Here is a 17,724-nt window from a genome sequence, read left to right on the forward strand (position 1 = left end):
GGTCGGGGGAGTGTGGGATGGCGTTGGCGGGTGGGGTGACGGTGATGTCGACGCCTGCTGCGTTTGTGGAGTTCTCGTCTCAGCGGGGTCTTGCGGTGGATGGGCGGTGCAAGGCGTTTGCGGAGGGTGCGGATGGGACGGTGTGGGGTGAGGGTGCGGGTGTCCTGGTGGTGGAGCGGTTGTCGGATGCGCGTCGTCACGGTCATCCGGTTCTGGCGGTGGTGCGGGGCAGTGCGGTCAATCAGGATGGTGCGTCGAATGGTCTGACGGCGCCGAACGGTCCGTCGCAGCAGCGTGTGATCCGCCAGGCGTTGCGTAACGCCGGGGTGGGCGCTGCGGAGGTGGATGTGGTGGAGGCGCATGGTACGGGGACGGCTCTTGGGGATCCGATCGAGGCGCAGGCCTTGCTTGCCACCTACGGTCGGGCGCGTGCCGGTGAGCCGTTGTGGCTGGGGTCGGTGAAGTCGAATCTGGGGCATACGCAGGCTGCGGCGGGTGTCGCGGGTGTGATGAAGATGGTGTTGGCGTTGCAGCGGGAGGTTTTGCCTGCGACGTTGCATGTGGACCGGCCGTCCTCGCATGTGGACTGGGAGGCGGGGCGGGTGCGGTTGCTGACGGAGTCCCGGCCGTGGCCGCGTGGTGAGCGGCCGAGGCGGGCGGGTGTTTCGGCGTTCGGGATCAGCGGCACCAACGCGCACGTCATCCTCGAAGAAGCACCGGCCGAGAAGACCGAACACACCGAGCACATCGAGAAAGCCGAGAACACCGGTTACCCCGAGCGATCCGGCGCAGGCACCGGCGCCCGGCTCCCGCTCGTGCCCTGGGTCCTGTCGGCCCACCGGCCCGAGTCGCTGGCACAGCAGGCTTCGCGCCTCGGCACAGCGCTCACGGACGGCGTCTCGGCACATGACATCGGCTGGTCGCTGGCCACCACCCGTGCCGTCCTGACCCACCGCGCCGTCGTCCTCGGATCCGGCATCGACGAACTGGGCACGGGCGTCCGTGCCTTCGCCGACGGCGAGCACCACCCCGCAGTCGTCAGTGGCACCGTCACCGAGGGCGGCACGGCGTGGCTGTTCACCGGCCAGGGCAGCCAGCGACCCGGCATGGGACGGGAGTTGTACGCCCGGTTCCCCGTATTCGCCAGAACCTTCGACGAGGTGTGCGCCCACTTCGACGGGGAGTTCGACGGCGCCGTCGGCTTCACCACGGGCGTACGGGCCGCCGTGTTCGCGCCGGAGGACTCGGCGGAGGCCGGGTTGCTCGACCGTACGGGCTACGCGCAGGCGGCGCTGTTCGCGCTGCAGGTGTCGCTTGTGGAGCTGTTGCGTTCCTTGGGGAGCGAGCCTGACTGCGTTGTCGGCCACTCGGTGGGTGAGTTCGCGGCCGCGTATGCCGCCGGTGTCTTCGAGTTGCCGGATGCGGTACGGCTGGTGGCGGCGCGGGCTCGCTTGATGCAGGCGCTGCCGGAGGGTGGTGCGATGGCGGCGATCGAGGCGAGCGAGGAGGATGTCGTCGCGTTGGCGGGTGGTCAGGTGGCGCTGGCCGCGGTGAACGGGCCGCGGTCGGTGGTGGTGTCGGGCGCGCAGGACGCCGTGGAGGCCGTGCTGGCGGAGTTCCGTGCACGCGGGTGCCGTACGGCCCGGCTGCGGGTCAGCCACGCCTTCCACTCGCCCCTGATGAAGCCGGTGCTGGCCGAGTTCGCCGCCGTGGCGGCCGGTGTCGCCTACCGCACGCCGGCTGTGCCCGCCGTGAGCACCCTTACGGGCGAGGTTCTGCGGGACGGCGACTGGAGCACCGCCCGCTACTGGGTGGACCAGATCGTCATGCCCGTCCGCTTCCACGACGCGCTCTCCACCGCCACCGGCGACCAGGGGGTCAGCCGGCTCATGGAGATCGGCCCCGACCCCGTCCTCACCGCGCAGTCGCCCATGGGGGCCGCCGTCGCCGTGAGCCTGTTGCGCCGCGACCGGCCGGAGGTCCCCGCGCTGTTGACCGCCCTCGCCGATGTCTTCGTCCACGGGACGGACGTCGACTGGGGTGCGCTGTTCACCGGGACCGGCGCGCGCCGAGTCGACCTGCCGACCTACGCCTTCCGGCGACGCCGCTACTGGCTGCCCGACCGCACCGGCGAGAACGGCGTGATGAGCTTCCTCGGCAATCCAGGGGGACCGCCCGGCGAGGCTCCGTCCCCCGTTCCGGACATGCCGGCCTCGCCCGTCGAGACCTCAGCCCCGCCCGCGCCCGTCGACCGACTGCGGTCCCTGCCCCCGGCGCAGCGGGCGAGCACCGTCCTGGAACTCGTCGTCGCCCAGGTGACCCGGGTCCTCGGGCACACCGACACCAATGAGGTCGGCGTCACGCAGCGGTTCCTCGAACTGGGCTTCACCTCGCTGTCGCTCAGCGACCTCGGCAACCGAGTCAGCCGCACCTGCGGAGTCCACCTGCCGATCTCCGCCCTCTACGAGCACGCCACTCCGCGCGCCCTCGCTGCCCACGTCAGCGGTGAACTGGCGCATGGAGACGGACAGTCGACCCCGCCCACGGACTCCGTGACCGCCCTGGTGCGGTACGCCTTCGAGCAGCAGCACTACGACAAGGCGCTGGACGTGCTGCACCTCGCAGCCGCGATGCGCCCGGGGTTCGGCCTGCCGGACGCGCCGCCCGACGGGAACACCGAGGAGGACGCGCGCCCCGGCACGACGGCCCGTGGCCCCCGCCCGGTCCGGCTCACCACCGGTACCCAGGGCGAGGCGCTGCTGTGCCTGCCGTCCCTGGTCGCACCTGTCACTCCCTACCAGTACTCCCGGTTCGCCGCCGCCCTGCAGGGAGCCCGCGACGTCTGGGTGCTGCCCGCACCGGGCTACGCGCACGGCGAGCCACTGCCCGACAGCCCCGAGGCCGCCGCGGCCCAGCAGGCGGAAGCCGTCCTCGCCGCGTTCGGGGACAAGCCGCTCACCCTCGTCGGCTACTCCTCCGGCGGCTGGCAGGCCCACCTCCTTGCCGCGGCTATGGCCGAGGCGGGCGCACCGCCGCGTGCCCTGGTGCTGCTCGACTCGCCGGAAACGCCCGACGAGAACCTCGCGCTCGCCATGGTCGCCACCGCCTGCCGGCTCATGCGGGACTTCCCCGACATCCCGGTCGACGCCGACCAGCTCACCGCGACCGCCCACTACGGCCACCTGTTCACCCGGTGGCGGCCCGTGCCCACCCCCGATGCGCCGCGGACCCTGTTCGTGGCCGCCGCCGAGCACGACCCCGCCCTGCTCCTGGGGGCCGGCCGGCCCACGTGGCCGTTGCCGCACGAGGAGGTGGAGGTGACCGGCAACCACGTCACCCTGCTGGACCGCGACGCCGGCACCACCGCGCGCGCCGTCCACGCCTGGCTGCTGGAGCGCTGAACGTGCCGAGGACCGCCGTGCGTGCGCGCGGCGGCCCTCGGGGTTCGACCGGCGGTGGGTGACGAGCGGTACGCCGGTCATGGGTCAGTCGTTGAGCAGGCGGATCGGGTCTTCCTGCTCGTGCCAGCCGAGGAACGGCGGACACAGGCCCCAGCCGAGCAACCGCTGGAGTTCCTCCGGGTACTCGCGGACGATCTCCCGCGGCACGGCCAGGTACTGGTTCTCCTCCTGGCGAAGGTTGCCCCGCACGAGCGCGAGCGTGAGCCCCGTGCGCGGGTTGTCGGCGAGGTTCGCACCGCCGCCGTGGAACAGACCGCCCACCCAGATCAGGCACGATCCCGGTTCCATCTCCGCGGGCACCGCCTCCTCCGGGCGCGGCGCACGCTCCGCCTCCCACTGGTGGCTGCCCGGGTAGACCATCGTCGCGCCGTTCTCCTCGGTGAACTCGCTCATCGCCAGCATGAACTGCACCCGGTTCGTCGGGCCGGCGGAGGGAAGCAGGTGCGCGATGTCGTCACGGTGCGGCGGCTGGGGGGTCTCGCCGGGCCAGATCTGGATGACCTGAGTGATGCTGACCTGGACGTTCGGGGCGAGATCGGTGCGCTGCCGACCGAACCAGTTCGTCGAGGGGCGCTCGATCAACTCCCGGGCGGCGCCCAGATACAGCGGATTGAGCGCGATCCGCTCCATGTGCCGGGAGCGGGCGAACAGCGAGCTGATCCGCTTGGTGCGCTGGCCGGTGAAGGAGCTGTCCCCGTAGCCGGCGGCGTCGAGCGCCGGACCGAGGTCGTCCCACAGGCCCTTCAGGGTCGTCTCGTCGACGAGGTCCTCGACGATCACACCGCCGTGGCGTTCCAGGGCGGCGGTGACGTCGGACACCGGTGCGGTGGCGGGAAGCCGGGTCAGATCTGCAGGCATGGGAAATCCTGGTTCGGTAGATTCGGTCGGCAATGGCGGCTGGAGGCCGGGTCACCAGCGCACCGGTAGCTCGGCAAGCCCGTACAGCACGCCGTTGTCCTTGTGGCGCAGTTCCTCGACGGCACAGTCGAGGCGGATGCCGGGCAGTCGCTCGATGAGGCTGCGGTAGGCGAGCTCCATCTCGACGCGCACGAGATGCTGGCCCAGGCACTTGTGCCGCCCGTGACCGAAGGCGAGGTGGCCCTGGGCCGAGCGGCCCGGGTCGAACGCGTGCGGGCAGGCGAACCTGTCGTCGTCGAAGTTGGCTGCGGCCACCAGTGGTGCCACGCCCTCGCCCGCCCTGATGAGCTGCCCGCCGATCTCCAAGTCCGCCACGGCGACCCGCAGCGGCACCAGATCGGCGACGGAATAGAACCGCAGCAACTCGTCAACGATCCCCGGAGTACCGATCCAATCCGGGTGCGACATGAGGGGGACCGCGCCCAGGGCGATGTTGTTGGCCGTGGTCTCCTGACCCGCGATGAGCAGCAGCAGGGCGGCTCCGCCGACCTCCATCGGGGTCAGCTCCCCTGAGGCGATCATCGTGCTGATCAGGTCGTCACCGGGCCGACGCCGCTTGACGACGACCATCCGCCCCAGGTACCGCAGGAGCTCGGTTGTCGCCCGGTCCCGCTCCTCGTCGGTTGCGGATAGCGTGACCAGCACCGCGATACGGGACTCGAAGAACGCGCGGTCGGCGTTGGGCACGCCCAGCAGTTCGCAGATCACCAGCGACGGAACGGGCACCGCGAAGTCGGCGACCAGATCGGCCGGGCTGCCTTTGGCGGCCAGCGATTCCACACAGTCCTCGACGACCTTCTGGATGCGGGGCCGCAACTCCTTCATCCGCCGTGCCGTGAAGTTCTGCATCAGCACCTTGCGGTAGCGGTCGTGCTCGGGAGGGTCAAGTGTGGCGAACCAGCCGGGAACCTGGGTCTGCGCGGGTGGTCCGCCCGTGCGGCCCGGAGTGGGGAACCCCTCGTTGCGGGAGTCGGAGCTCAGGTGCGGGTGGAGCAGGGCCTCCCGCACGTCCTCGAACCGGGTCAGCAGCCAGACCCGCTGGCCACCCGGCATCATCGACCACACCAGCCCGTCCCGCTCGCGCAACTGGGCGTAACCGGGCGGTGGGAAGGGCTCGCCGGGCCGACGGAAGGGGAAGTCGACCTGTCGTGCGGCGTCGCCTCTCATGTCTGTCGTTGTCACGTGCCGTCCCCTCTCACCGGGAGCTGCACCGGGACATCCGGACCCCGATACGAGACGAAGGATGGGCCGCCGCCAGCGGGCAAATCCCTAGTCCTGGAACCGGATCGGCGGCCTCGCGCGGGGTACCACGCCAGGCTCAGTCGTACACTCCCTCCGACTGCCCGGAGGGGCGGACGGGGGGATGACGACAGGGCCTACCACTGCGCCGGCAGCTCGGCGGGCCCGCCGACGAGGCGACCGGCGCTCGTGAGGAGCTGCTCGTCCGGGACCGCCGGACGCAGCTCCGGCATGCGCTCGTACAGCGCGGTGTATGCCTCCGCCAACTCGATGCGGGCCAGGGACGCGCCGAGGCAGTGCCAGATACCGTGTCCGAACGACAGATGCGAGTTGGGTGAGCGGGCCGGATCGAACTCCTCGGCCCGCTCGAAGGCGCGCTCGTCGTGGTTGGCCAGTGCGAAGTCGAGCAGCACCAGGTCGCCGGCCCGGATGGTCACCCCGCCGATGTCGATGTCGGCGGCGGCGTAGCGGGGCAGGACCGAGCCGGACTGCTTGCCGTTGCGCAGAATCTCCTCCACGAGCGCCGCCATCGCGTCCGGGTCCGCGAGCGCGGTCCGCCGCCTCTCCGGGTGGCGGCTGAGTAGCAGAACGCCCAGGGCGATGAAGCTCGCCACGCTCTCCAGGCCCGCCATCAGCAGCGTTGCGGCGAGCGCGGCCGTCTGCTCCGAGGAGACCTCGGCGGCGACGAGCCGGGAGATGACGTCGTCGCTTGGTGCGGCCCGCTTGGCTTCGGCGAGCGCACGGAACTGTGCGAACAGCGCGTCCGGTCCGGGCGCGGCTTCCTGGTCCGTCCCCACCCGCCCGATGTCGGTCAGCAGTTCCGCGGTGCGGGCTCGCTCCGCGGCGGGCACTCCGATCAGGTCGTGCAGGATGCTCAGCGAGTACGGCAGCGCGAAGTGCCGGTGCAGATCGGCGGGCTGCTCGCGGTCCGCGAACTCCTCGGCGAGCGCCCGCGCGGTGGCGGCGACACGCGGCCGCAGGTCCTGCATGCGGCGCGCCGCGAACTGTGGGCCGAGCAGGGCACGGACCTGGCGGTGCATCTCCCGGGCCGTGTCCGCGTTGTCGATGATCAGCATCTGCACGAGGGGGCTGTCCACGTACTTGGGCGCCGTGGAGGGGCTGGGATGGAAGCGGCCCAGCCGCTCATCGTGCAGGAGGGCCTTCGTCTCGGCGTGACGGGTGACGAGCCAGGCTTCGTCGCCGGCCGGCGTACGCACGCGGCAGACGGCTGCCTTGTCCCGCAGGGCACGCAGCGGGCTGGGAGCGAACAACAGGCGCGAGTCGGTGTCGAGTGCAAGTAGCTGCCTTGTCTGCGGCATGGGTTCCCTGCAGGTGTGGGTTGGGGGAGAGACTGCCTGAGAGGGTGGGGACCATCTCGTTCGGAAGGCCCGCTGGGAACCGACCGACGCAACCTGATCCTGCCATCCTGAGACTGAGAGTTTCCCTGGACTTTTCGGCATCAGCCTGGCCTCCAGGACCGGTCGTGTGCAGTCTGGCACACACATGCGAACCCTTCTCGACTTCACCGGCGGACGCCCGCCGGACCGGACGGGGGCGCTCTGGTGGGCGCCCTGACCGGCGATAGGGCGCGGGGAGCGGTCACATGTTGGCGATCGTGAATGTGCGACAAGTAATCCGTGTCACGGGCGACCGGAGCGGCTTTTTGACCGGGAGCCATCCTAGTTTGTGCGTATGATCGGACAAGATCACTCTGTTCAGCGCGCAATCCGCCAACTCTTCTGCGTGGCGGGGCAGTACAGGAGACGCCGTGGCTGCAACCTCTGGTTTGAAGAGGGAAGGCGAGCCCCCGCTCGTCGGTCGTGACCTGGAACTCGCCCTGATCCGCGAGCACCTCCACGGCACGGGCGTCAGACGTGCCGTCCTGCTCCGCGGACCAGCCGGCATCGGCAAAACCCGGCTGATGTATGCCGCGCTCGGCGAATTTGGCGCAGAGACCCGTGTTCTCACCGTCAAGTGCCAGGAGAGCGGCGCCGCCTACGGGGCCGTACGCGCGCTGTTCGCCGGGCTCGGCCTCACCGGTGGCGACCCCGCTGAGCACCCGTGGCTCGCTGGCAGCGCCGCCCTCGCTCTGCCCGCCCTGACGAGGGACGAGCCCCCCGACGGCGTGCCCACCGATGTGTACGGCGTCATGCACGGCCTCTACTGGCTGACCGCTTCCCTCGCCGCGGAGCGGCCGCTGGTCCTCGCCGTCGACGACCTGCAGTGGTGTGACGAGGCGTCGTTGCGGTGGCTCGGATTCCTGCTGTGGCGCGCCGAGGACCTCTCGGTCGCCGTGATCCTCACACTACGTACCGAGGTCGAGCACGCGTGTCCCGAGGTGCTGGGCGAGTTGGCCGCCGCCTGTCCCACCGTCGACGTCGGGCCGCTAACCGAGGTCGCCGTGCGCGACATGCTCGGGGCGGCCCTGGCCGTCACGCCCGACGCGGCCCTCGTCGGACGCGTCATGGAGATCACCGGTGGCACCCCGTTTCTGGTGGAACTCGTCGCATGCGAGCTGAGAGAACGCGCCCCGGTCGACGGACTCGGCGGCGACGCGCTGCGGAACGGTTTCGGGTATGGCGCCGTGGTCCGCTTCCACCTCGACCGGCTCAGCCCCGAACGGCTCGCTGTGGCGAAGGCGATCGCGATCCTGGAGTCGGACGACATCGAACCCGCCGCCGCCCTCGCCGGTACCACCCCCGGCCCGGCCGCCTGCACCGTGGACACCCTGCGCGACGCCGGCCTGCTGAGCCCAGACTCCCTGGCCTACCGGCACGATCTCATGCGGCAGGCCGTCCTCGACGCGACGCCGCCCGAGGAGCGCCTCGCGCTACGGAAGCGTGCCGCACGCCTGCTCAACGACTTCGGGCGTCCTACTGAACAGGTCGCTGTCCAACTGATGCACCTGCCCGAGGTGCCCGAGACCTGGATGGTGACCGTCCTGCGCTCCGCCGCCCTCGGCGCCGAGCGGCGCGGCGACCCTGTCACCGCGGGCCGGTATCTCTCCCGCGCGCTGCGGCGCGACCCCGATGACCTCGACCTGCTTTCCGAGTCGGCCCGGGTGCTCGCCCACACCGATCACCGCACTGCGCTCAGCCGACTGGATCACGCGCTGTCCCTCACCACTGACGCGCACGTGCGCTGCCACCTCGTCCTGCAACACGTCATCACCTCGCTCGGCGTCCAGAACTCGCTGCATGCCTTCCAGTTGGTCAACGAAACACTGCGCATGGTCGAGTCCGAACTCGGCGACTCCCCGGCAGACCACGCGATGCGCACTCTCCTCGAGGCGACGGCACTGGTCTCCGGGCTCGATGAGAAGTCCACCGTGCGTCGCGTCAGCGAGCGGTTCCGGCACCATGTGCCGCCGCCCGGCGAGACCGCCGAGGAGCGTCTGCTACTCGGCATGCTGTGCGTGCTCGGCACCCTGGAGGGTCGCCCCGCTGCCGACCTGGTCCCGGCCGCCGTGCGAGCCCTGGGGGTCGGAGACGTCAGCCTGGGCGGCTGGGGCGCCCTCGGCTCCAGCTTCACCCTGTGCCTCGCGGACGAGATAAAGCCCGTCGAGTCCACGCTCACCACTCTGCTCGAGCACGCACAGGAACGTGGCCAGGCCTGGAACAGCGCCCTCACCGCCGCCACCCGCGCCCAGATGCACATCTGGATCGGGAACATCGCGCAGGCACTGTCGGACGCGCAGCTCGCCTTCGATCTCGTCACCCGCGACCTGCAGGTGAAGAGCGCCGTCCTCCCGCACTGCATCCTCGCGGAAGTCCTCGTCCGCCGTGGCGACGCGCGCGGTGCCGAAGAAGTACTCGGTCTGATCCAGCGGCCTCGTCTGGACCAGTTCACGGTGGAGTCGCACTCCTACATGATCAGCCGGGCCCGGTCTCGGGCCGCGCTCGGCGACCTGGAGGGAGCCCTCGGTCACCTCCTGCAGTGCGGTGACAGCCTTGCTGAGGCAGGCATCGGCAGTCCCGTTATGGCCCCCTGGTGGTACGACGCCGCGCAGGTGCTCGCCGACCTGGGCCGCCACGGCGAAGGACAGGACGTCGTCGATCGCGTGGCGCCGGCCGTGCGGCGCTGGGGCACGCCCCGGGCAGAGGGCATGCTGGCCATCGCCCGCGGTGTCCTCGCCTCCGGCGACACCGGCATCGACGAACTGGCCGAGGCCGCCAGCCTCCTTGACGGAACCCCCGGCCGCCTGGAACACGCCCGCGCAGAGTACCTGCTGGGCCGACGGCTCCTGGAGCGTGGCGACGCCGAGAGCGCGCGCGAACGGCTGCGCCGCTCCATCGACATCGCCGTCCTCTGCGGGGACCGGATGCTCCTCGACCAGGCCGTGCCCGCCCTCGGCGCGGCCGGGGGACGGCTGCGCCGAGGCACCGAGTCACCGACCGACGCACTCAGCGGATGCCAACGGCAGGTCGCTGAGCGGGCCGCCGCGGGAGCAACCAACCGGGAGATCGCCGAGGCCCTGTTCCTCACCCGGCGCACTGTCGAGTTCCACCTCACGAGCGTCTACCGCAAACTCGGTATCCGAGGGCGAGACGAACTCGCAGCTGTCCTCGCCGACGAACGCAAACCCAGCGCCTGAGACCCTTCACAGCCGGTGTTCCCTTCACCTGTCTGGAACAGGGCTCGAGGGTCACCGCAAGACTTCGCGTCCCTCCCCGCCATCTCGGTGACAGGCATCTGCGCCGGGAGTCGGGAAGTTTAGTGTTTTGCAGGTGCCGAGTTGCGTTCAATGGACGGTGACGGCGGGCCCGGTGACCGCCTCCGGACCGACGAAACCTTTGGAAAGGGACATCCATGTCGCGTATCGCCGACGACGCCACCACGGCGTGGATCCGCCGCTACCACCCCTCGGCCGCCAGCGCCGTGCGTTTGGTCTGCTTCCCGCACGCGGGCGGATCGGCAAGCTTCTTCCACCCGGTGTCGGTGCGCTTCGCCCCGCAGACCGATGTCGTCGCGCTGCAGTACCCGGGACGCCAGGACCGGCGCACGGAGCCGTGCGTCGAGGACATCGGAAAGCTCGCGGACCTGCTGTGCGAGGAGCTCTCGGGGTTGAGCGAGAAGCCCACGGTGTTCTTCGGCCACAGCATGGGCGCGGTTCTGGCTTTCGAGACGGCGCTGCGGCTGGAGGCGCTGGGCGCCAATCCCCCGCGCGCGATTGTGGCTTCGGGGCGGCGCGCCCCGTCGTCCCGCCGGGACGAGCGGGTGCATGAGGAGGACGATGCAGGGGTGATCACCGAACTGCGACGGCTCAACGGCACCGACGCGGCCGTGTTCGGCAATGACGAGTTGCTGCGGATGGCGCTGCCTGCGATCCGGGGTGACTACCGGGCGATCGAGACGTACACGTGCTCGCCCGGCCGCCGGGTGCGCTGTGCGGTGACGGTGCTGACGGGCGACGCCGATCCGCGGACGTCGATCGAGGAGGCGGAGGCCTGGCGGGACCATGCCGAAGGCCCGTTCCGCATACGGGTCTTCCCCGGAGGCCACTTCTTTCTCGCCGGTTGTCAGGACGAGGTGAACGCGGAAATCCTCAAGGAACTCGATGCCGCCCGTGCGGCCAGGTCGTGAAAACACACCGGAGGCCCCACCACGGGACGGGGCGGCGGGGCCTCCGGAGCCTTCACACAGGGGCTGGTGTCAATCGGAGACGAATTCCGGGCGTACCCTTGGCGGCCACTGACCGACGGCAAAGACACCGAGGGAATAGCTCTTCGATATCAGTGCCGGCCGGTTGGTCACTTTCAGTTTCCGCAGCAGTGAGGAGACGTGGTACTCCACTCCGCCTCGGCTGAGGAAGAGCTTCGTGGCGAGCTGGACCGTCGACTCACCGGCCGCGACACCTTCCAGGATGCGGGCGTGCATCGGGCTGAACAGCTTGCGCCGGGCACTGATGATCTGCGGACCGTTTTCGGAATCCTCCGGGTCAACCAGCACCAGGATGCGGTCGACACGGCCGACTCCGCTCCGTACGGCGATGCCGGTCACCTCACCACGGAAGACGGCCTCCTGCGCGCCCATCGCGACCAAGTGATCGGCGAACCTGGGGCTCTGACCGTCCGCCAGTCGGATCAACTCGTTCTTCAGCTTGCCCTGCACACTGGGATGCAGGAGTTCGCAAAAGTCCCTTTCCATACCCTGTCCGGGCCGCCAGTCGAATTGGCGGGCGAAGTGCTGGTTGGCCTCCATTATCCGGAATTCCAGATCGAGGTTGGCCATGCAGAAGAGGGATTGCTCAAAAAGCGCCAAATAATTATCGCGATACGGTTGCTGCGACCAGTCCCGCGATGCGTCGTGGAGGATCTCTGCGGTGTCCGGACCTGCGTTCTTCATGTGGGGTGGGCCACTCTTTCTAAGTACTCATGACCAGTGGTGCGTCCCGCAGTGAGGGTGTTCGTCTGTACATGACAGTGCCTCGAACGAAATGGCACGTCAAGGCGCGTAGGGTCCGCAGAGTGCTATCAGCTACTAAGTCTACGGTGTTCGCCGGAAGGGGTTCGGTGGGCGTTGCGGTCCCGCATGCGGAGGTATTTTCTTTACCTTACGGTAACCTTCACGGTTGGTACACGGGGGCATATTCGGCCGTGAGGGCCGACGAGGGGCATGCCGTACATGTTGCGGGGCTGCCATGAACACAAAGAACAAAAATAAGCGCAGATGGGCGGGCAGGGGAGGGCTTCCTGGGTGGACTAGTGGGAATCGTCCGTTCTCACGACCCGAGCCAGTTGTTCCCGGCCGGTAATGTCGAATTTACGGTAGGCGCTTGTCAGGTGTCTTTCCACGGCACGCAGGCTGGTTTTGAGTTGCTCTGCGATCTCCCTGTTGCTCAGACCGCGTGCCGCGCGTTCCGCCACCCTCGTCTCGGCCGCCGTGAGACCGGCCGAGAGCGCCCACGCCGAGCGAGCGGTGGTCGCGGGCCCGACGTCGGACGGCGCGTTCTGCAATTCGGCGGCAAGGCGACGGCCGCGTCTGTACAACCGGTCGCCCTCCGGGATCGATTCCTTCTGCAGACGCCTGCCCAATTCGGTGAGGGCGTGGGCCAGCTCAAGGCGGCTGCCCTCTGTTTCGACCGTGTCGACCGCCTGGCGCAGCATCTCGATGCCCCGCGAGCCGCCGGTGAGGATGCCGAGCAGGCGCAGTGCCCGGCTGAGGGGAGTCGGTGCTCCCCAGACCACGGCGCGTTCGTGGTGTGTCCGCGCCGTCTCGAGGGCCTGCGCCATCCGGCCCATGCGGTGCTGGACCAGAGCGGCTCGCACCTGCCAATGGGCGGACCTCGGGTTCACCCACCCGGCGCGTTCCAGGACGCGCCCGCAGTCCAGGTAGTGGGCGAGCGCCACCGCCAGGTTGCCCTGCGCTTCCGCCCGCATGCCGTTGAGCGACCTGCCCAAGGCGAACAGGCGTAAGTCGGTGAGCGGAACGGAGGGATCGAGCACCCGATCGGCGAGTTCGTGGTCCTGCAGTTCGAGCGCGATGCACCCCAGGACGACGGTGGGCTCGAGCCGGTTCCGGCCTGTCGCACTCTCGGCCAGCGCGAGTGCGTGGAGGCTGCACTCCCGGGCCGGCCCCACCTCGCCCCGCGCGAGATGGATGAGGCCGCGTGCGGACGCCACCCGGGACAGCATCACGCGGTTGCCCTCCTGCGAGGCGTGCAGGTGGGCGGCGTCCAGCCAGGACGACGCGGCGTGCGGGGTGTCCGTGTAGTAAAGCGCCGCCGGCAGCAGTTCGAGGGCCAGGCCGGCCAGGGCTGCGTGCGCGGGCTCCTCGTCCAGGATCTGCCGGGCCATACTGGCCACGGCGCGGTGGTCGGTCTGCCCGCCCATGGAGGCCGCGAACACGAGCACGGTGCGCAGTTCCCGTTCGGCGGCGGAGGCGCCGTAGCGTCGTTCGCCGAGTTCGCGCAGTCGGGGCGCCGCCGACATCACCAGGTCGAGGTCGTGCAGCCCGGCGTACCGGACCCGGGCCTCCAGCCGCATCGCGACGTACCGGCCCTGCCGGTCGTCCTCCCGTGGCGTGCCGAGATCGGCGGCCGTTTCCCGGACGAGGTCGGCGACCTGGGGATCGCTGAGCACGAGGTCCAGCGGGGTGCTGGAGACGAACTCGGCGCGGCGCCGGAGCTGCGGCATGAGCCTGGCGGCCTGCACGAAGTGCAGGCCCGCCACGGGGTTCTTGAGGTCCAGTTCGGTGACGCCGAGTTCGTACAGTAACTCGGCGCGGACCTGGCTGGAGGTGGGCACGTCCACAAGGGCGCGGCTGAGATAGCGCACGGCCGCCTCGGGCGCGCCCCGGCGGCGGGCTGCCGCAGCGGCGGCGCGCAGTTGGTCAATGTCCCACGGGTCGTCGAGCCGGTCGACGTGCAGCAACGGTACGGTGACCTCCTCCGGTCCGGCGCCGCACGCGTCGAGCACAGTGGATGCCTCCCGGTGGCAGCGGGAGCGTTCCTCTTCGCCCATGGCCTGCAGGACGATCTCGGTGGCCGCGTGCATGTGGGCGGCCTCCCCTTGGCGGATGGCAGGGGGCCAAACGTGCGTGAGGACCTCGCGGGCGTGCTCGCACTGTTGCCGGCTCAGTCCCGCGAGCCGCGCGACAAGGTCGTCCGTGGCCTGGTCGGCGAGAACGGTGGTGGCCTTGAGGAAGGTGTCGAGGACGGGTTCGCGGCGGAGCAACTGGAGCAGCCGCTCGCGATGCAGCGACTCGCCGAGCCGTCGCAGTCGCGCCGTGTGCCAGTGGGGTGCGCCCAGCCGCCTGAGACGGGCGCGGTCGCACAGCACCCGCAGATCCCTGGGCCGGCCGCCGGTGACCTCGTGAGCGGCGCGGCTGAACTCGTCGGGGCTGCCGGGTCCGAAGTGGCGTGTCACCAGCTCCGCTGTGGCACGGCGCGACAGGGCGCGGGCCCGGACCCGGTGGGTTGCGACGGCGGCTATCTCACCGATTCGTGGGTCGCGGGCCCCGAGACCGTCCTTGCGGACCACGGCCAGCAGCATGCGCAGGCCGTCGAGGCGGGCGGCGAGGTGGGCAAGCGCCTCCAGGGAGGAGTCATCGACCCAGGCCAGGTCGTCGACTGCGAGGACCACGGTGCGTTCGGCGCTCAGGCCGGCGAACACGATGTGCAGCCAGTGGAGTGTGTCGGCGAGGTCGCCGGCGCCTGTCCCCTCGCCCGCACCCGCGTATCCGGTGCCCAGGTCGAGGGGTGGCGGGACGTCAAGCGGCAGGTCGGACAGGTGGCGTTCGGCGACCAGCCGGAGAACGAGTTGGCGCAGGACACCGAAGGGGACGGTACGTTCGCCGGGGGCGCCGACGGACTGCAGGACGAGCGCACCGGCTGCCGTTGCCCGGTCGGTCAGCTGGTTCAGCAGTGCCGTGGTGCCCGTGCCGGTGCCGCCGTCCACGAGGACGAGTGCGCCGGTGCCCGACTGCGTGTCGGCAACTGCTTTGTCGAGGACGGTCAGCTCCTGCTCCCGCTCCAGCAGCATGGATCAGCCGCCCGCCTGCCGAGCCCTCAGATGGGAGACGAGGGCGGCGCGCCCCTTGACGCCGAGCTTCCGGTAGATCTTGGTGAGCCGCAGCTCGACGGTGCGGGTGGCCAGGCCAAGCCGCTGGGAGATCTCGCGGTTGGCCAGTCCGCCGACGACGAGGGTGGCCACGTCGCGTTCGGAGGGGGTGAGCGGGTCCGGCTCCGGGCCGGTCACGTGGAACGCGGTGGGGGGTCTATCGAGGTCGGGCGCCCCCGGGACCTCGACGCCGTGCTGTGCAAGTGCCGCGTGGGTGCGGGATCGCAGGGCCGCGAAAGCACTCCCGGTTCCCCAGCGCTCGGCGACCTGATGCTCTGTGGCCAGCAGGTCGTCCGCTGTGGTGGGGGCGCCGAGGAGATGGTGGGTGATGGCTGCGGCGCTGCTCCACGGTATGAGCATGGGGTTGTGCCAGCGCTTGGCACGGAGCATGCGGCCGCATTCCTCGAGCAGCATCAGGGCTTGGGCGGCGTCCTGGTCGATGAGAGCGAGTTCGGCGCGGGCGTACAGGAGGAAGGCCATGGTGACGCTCTGGCCCTCGGGCTGGACCCGGGCGCGTTCCGAGGCGCGCCGAGCCTCGTCCACGCGGCCGCAGCGGATGAGGGCGAGGATTTCGGTGGCGGTCAGCCGGGGCGCGAGGAGGTTGTGCCACGAGGTGTGCGGGAGGGCCCGGGTGGCGTCGGCCAGGTCGTGCAGCGCTTTCTCACCGCCGCCGAGGTGGACGAACGCTTCGGCGCGGGTGAGCATGGCCTGGGCGGCCGCCGCGCGGGCGTCGCTGTGGAGGGCGTCCGTGGCGATGGCGTCGAGGCGGTCGAGGGCGGCGGAGCTCGGGTCCGCGTACAGCAGGGCCCGGGCTGCGGCTATGCGGCACATGAAGGGCACGGACGTGGGCTCGTCGAGCGCCGTGTGGGAGAGATCGAGAGCGCGGGCCCTGTCCTCGCCGCGGGTGGCGAGGGTCCAGGCGAGAACTGCGGACTCCGCGGGGTGGCCGGGGCGGTCGGAGTGGACGGGGGATGGGGCGACGAGTGGCAGGCCGCCCTTTTCCTTGTGGGCGAGCCGGGCGAGTGCGCGCAGTGGATGCAGCTCGCGGTCGGGGATCGTGGTGAGGGCCCGCTGGTGCACATCTGCGATCACCCAGCGGGCGGTTTCGGCGTCGCCGCGACTGAGTAGTAGGTCGGCGGCGTTCAGCACGTCCGGCCATGTCTCGCGGCTGAGGTGCCGCAGCATCACCTGGCGGAGCCGGCCGTCCGCGGCCTTCGGGGCGGTGACGATCTCGGCGGAAGCCAGGCGGATCAGGTGCCGGGCCCGCTCGGTCTCGGTAACCGGCTCCCCCCGCCCGTCCCGCAGGGACGTGGTGGTGATGTCGGCCGCGTGACGAGGCCGGGCCCGTGCAGCGGAGTCCGACACCGTCCAGGGGCGGACGAGCGCGGTGACGTCGCTGAGCATCTCGGCGACCGTGCTGACGCGGGCGCCCGCCCGACCGTGCAGCGCGGCAGCGCGACGGTGAAGGGTGTCGCGTTCGGCCCCGGCCATGCCCGCCAGGATGTCGTCCGCAAACCACAGGTGGCGTAGCTGGGGTGTGTCGGTGTCGGCGAGCAGCCCGCAGGCCCGCAGGGCGTCGACTGCGTCCGCGAAGGAGTTCGCGTCGAGGCCGGCGAGAGCCGCGAGCTGGCTCGGCTCTGTTAGATGGCCGCCGACGGCTGTCGCGCGCAGGAGGGCGACACTGTTCTCGGGCAGGCCGTGGACGGTGGCGAGGGCGCGCGTGGACCAGGCGGTGCGGGCGGCGGCGACGAGTTGCGGTACGGCGTGGGTGTCCAGGCAGCGGCCGAGCGGCGTGATCCGTTCGGCGACGGCTTGCAGGACGGCAGGGGAGCCGCCGCCGATGTCGGCCACGGTAAGCAGGGACCGCGGCACTGGGCGCCCGAGACGGGATTCGAGCAGTCCGCGTGCCTCGGCGGTGGTGAGCGGACCGAGGCGCAGGTTGTGCATTGGGCAGGGGGACGGGGGACGTACTCCCGCCGCGTCGAGGACCTGCCGGACGGGTATGGGGGAGGTGACGACGGCGAGTACCGCGCCCCGGCGGGCGCGGTGCATGAGGTCGACGAGCTGGCGCAGAGAGTGGGGGTCGGCGAGGTGGAGGTCGTCGACGGCCAGCAGGACGCGTCTCCCGACCGACAGCGCGAGGAGCGTGTCGCACATACGGGCAACGGTGTCCGTGGGCCGACTGGTGGGTCCGATGCCGGTGGCGAGGGCACCGATCCGGGACGGCTGGCAGAGGGTGCCCAGCAGCTGCGTAACCGCGCCGTAGGGGATTTGGGACTCGCGTGGTGAGCAGCGGGCGACGCCGACGGCGAGGCCGGCGGCCCGGGCCCGGTCGACGGCCCATTTGAGTATCGCGCTACGGCCTGAGCCGATGGGTCCGGTGACGACGGCGAGGTCGGAGACACAGTCATCCAGCCGCTGTGCGAGCCTGTCGAGGGTGTCGAGCACGACCTGCCGACCGACGAGCCGAGTGGGGACGAAAGCGGGGGTAGCGATCATGGGTGCACCTGGGGGGGGCGCGCGGCACGCGCATGGTGGGGAACGGT

At 70.6% G+C, this 17,724-nt stretch carries 9 protein-coding genes; 3 read left to right on the forward strand and 6 right to left on the reverse strand.

The features are described 5' to 3' along the window. On the forward strand, positions 1–3,401 hold a 3,401-nt coding region (locus FNH08_RS22785; protein ID WP_152773350.1), incomplete at its 5' end, for a type I polyketide synthase. Positions 3,402–3,485: 84 nt separating this feature from the next. Here the strand turns inward: FNH08_RS22785 and FNH08_RS22790 are convergent. From FNH08_RS22790 to FNH08_RS22800, 3 genes are all read right to left on the reverse strand, one after another. Then, entirely contained in the window at positions 3,486–4,319 is an 834-nt protein-coding gene (locus FNH08_RS22790) for a phytanoyl-CoA dioxygenase family protein (protein ID WP_152773351.1), read from the reverse strand. A 51-nt stretch (positions 4,320–4,370) separates the two neighbouring features. Further along, positions 4,371–5,546 (reverse strand): cytochrome P450, encoded by a 1,176-nt coding sequence (locus FNH08_RS22795; RefSeq protein WP_152773352.1) that lies wholly within the window; start codon positions 5,544–5,546, stop codon positions 4,371–4,373. A 209-nt stretch (positions 5,547–5,755) separates the two neighbouring features. Then, complete coding sequence (locus FNH08_RS22800; RefSeq protein WP_152773353.1) at positions 5,756–6,937, reverse strand: cytochrome P450; 1,182 nt, start codon at positions 6,935–6,937, stop codon at positions 5,756–5,758. Positions 6,938–7,386: 449 nt separating this feature from the next. On the opposite strand from FNH08_RS22800, the gene FNH08_RS22805 reads away from it, so the two are divergent. Then, a complete protein-coding gene (locus tag FNH08_RS22805) occupies positions 7,387–10,212 on the forward strand; it encodes an ATP-binding protein (protein WP_152773354.1) in 2,826 nt (941 codons plus the stop codon). Between the two features lie 215 nt (positions 10,213–10,427). Further along, entirely contained in the window at positions 10,428–11,201 is a 774-nt protein-coding gene (locus tag FNH08_RS22810; RefSeq protein ID WP_152773355.1) for a thioesterase II family protein, read from the forward strand. 69 nt (positions 11,202–11,270) lie between these two features. Here the strand turns inward: FNH08_RS22810 and FNH08_RS22815 are convergent, their stop codons facing one another. From FNH08_RS22815 to FNH08_RS22825, 3 genes are all read right to left on the reverse strand, one after another. Next, entirely contained in the window at positions 11,271–11,963 is a 693-nt protein-coding gene (locus FNH08_RS22815; protein ID WP_152773356.1) for a helix-turn-helix transcriptional regulator, read from the reverse strand. 356 nt (positions 11,964–12,319) lie between these two features. Then, a complete protein-coding gene (locus tag FNH08_RS22820; protein ID WP_152773357.1) occupies positions 12,320–15,100 on the reverse strand; it encodes a helix-turn-helix transcriptional regulator in 2,781 nt (926 codons plus the stop codon). 3 nt (positions 15,101–15,103) lie between these two features. Further along, a complete protein-coding gene (locus FNH08_RS22825) occupies positions 15,104–17,677 on the reverse strand; it encodes a helix-turn-helix transcriptional regulator (RefSeq protein WP_152773358.1) in 2,574 nt (857 codons plus the stop codon). Between the last annotated feature and the right edge of the window lie 47 nt (positions 17,678–17,724).

It is taken from the genome of Streptomyces spongiae, from assembly GCF_009377185.1.
In the GTDB taxonomy this organism is placed as follows: Bacteria; Actinomycetota; Actinomycetes; order Streptomycetales; family Streptomycetaceae; genus Streptomyces; species Streptomyces spongiae.

Coding starts and splice junctions, on each gene's coding strand:
- FNH08_RS22790 (WP_152773351.1), bottom strand. CDS start 4,319: ATGCCTGCAGATCTGACCCGGCTTCCCGCCACCGCACCGGTGTCCGAC.
- FNH08_RS22800 (WP_152773353.1), bottom strand. CDS start 6,937: ATGCCGCAGACAAGGCAGCTACTTGCACTCGACACCGACTCGCGCCTG.
- FNH08_RS22810 (WP_152773355.1), top strand. CDS start 10,428: ATGTCGCGTATCGCCGACGACGCCACCACGGCGTGGATCCGCCGCTAC.
- FNH08_RS22815 (WP_152773356.1), bottom strand. CDS start 11,963: ATGAAGAACGCAGGTCCGGACACCGCAGAGATCCTCCACGACGCATCG.
- FNH08_RS22795 (WP_152773352.1), bottom strand. CDS start 5,546: ATGAGAGGCGACGCCGCACGACAGGTCGACTTCCCCTTCCGTCGGCCC.
- FNH08_RS22820 (WP_152773357.1), bottom strand. CDS start 15,100: ATGCTGCTGGAGCGGGAGCAGGAGCTGACCGTCCTCGACAAAGCAGTT.
- FNH08_RS22825 (WP_152773358.1), bottom strand. CDS start 17,677: ATGATCGCTACCCCCGCTTTCGTCCCCACTCGGCTCGTCGGTCGGCAG.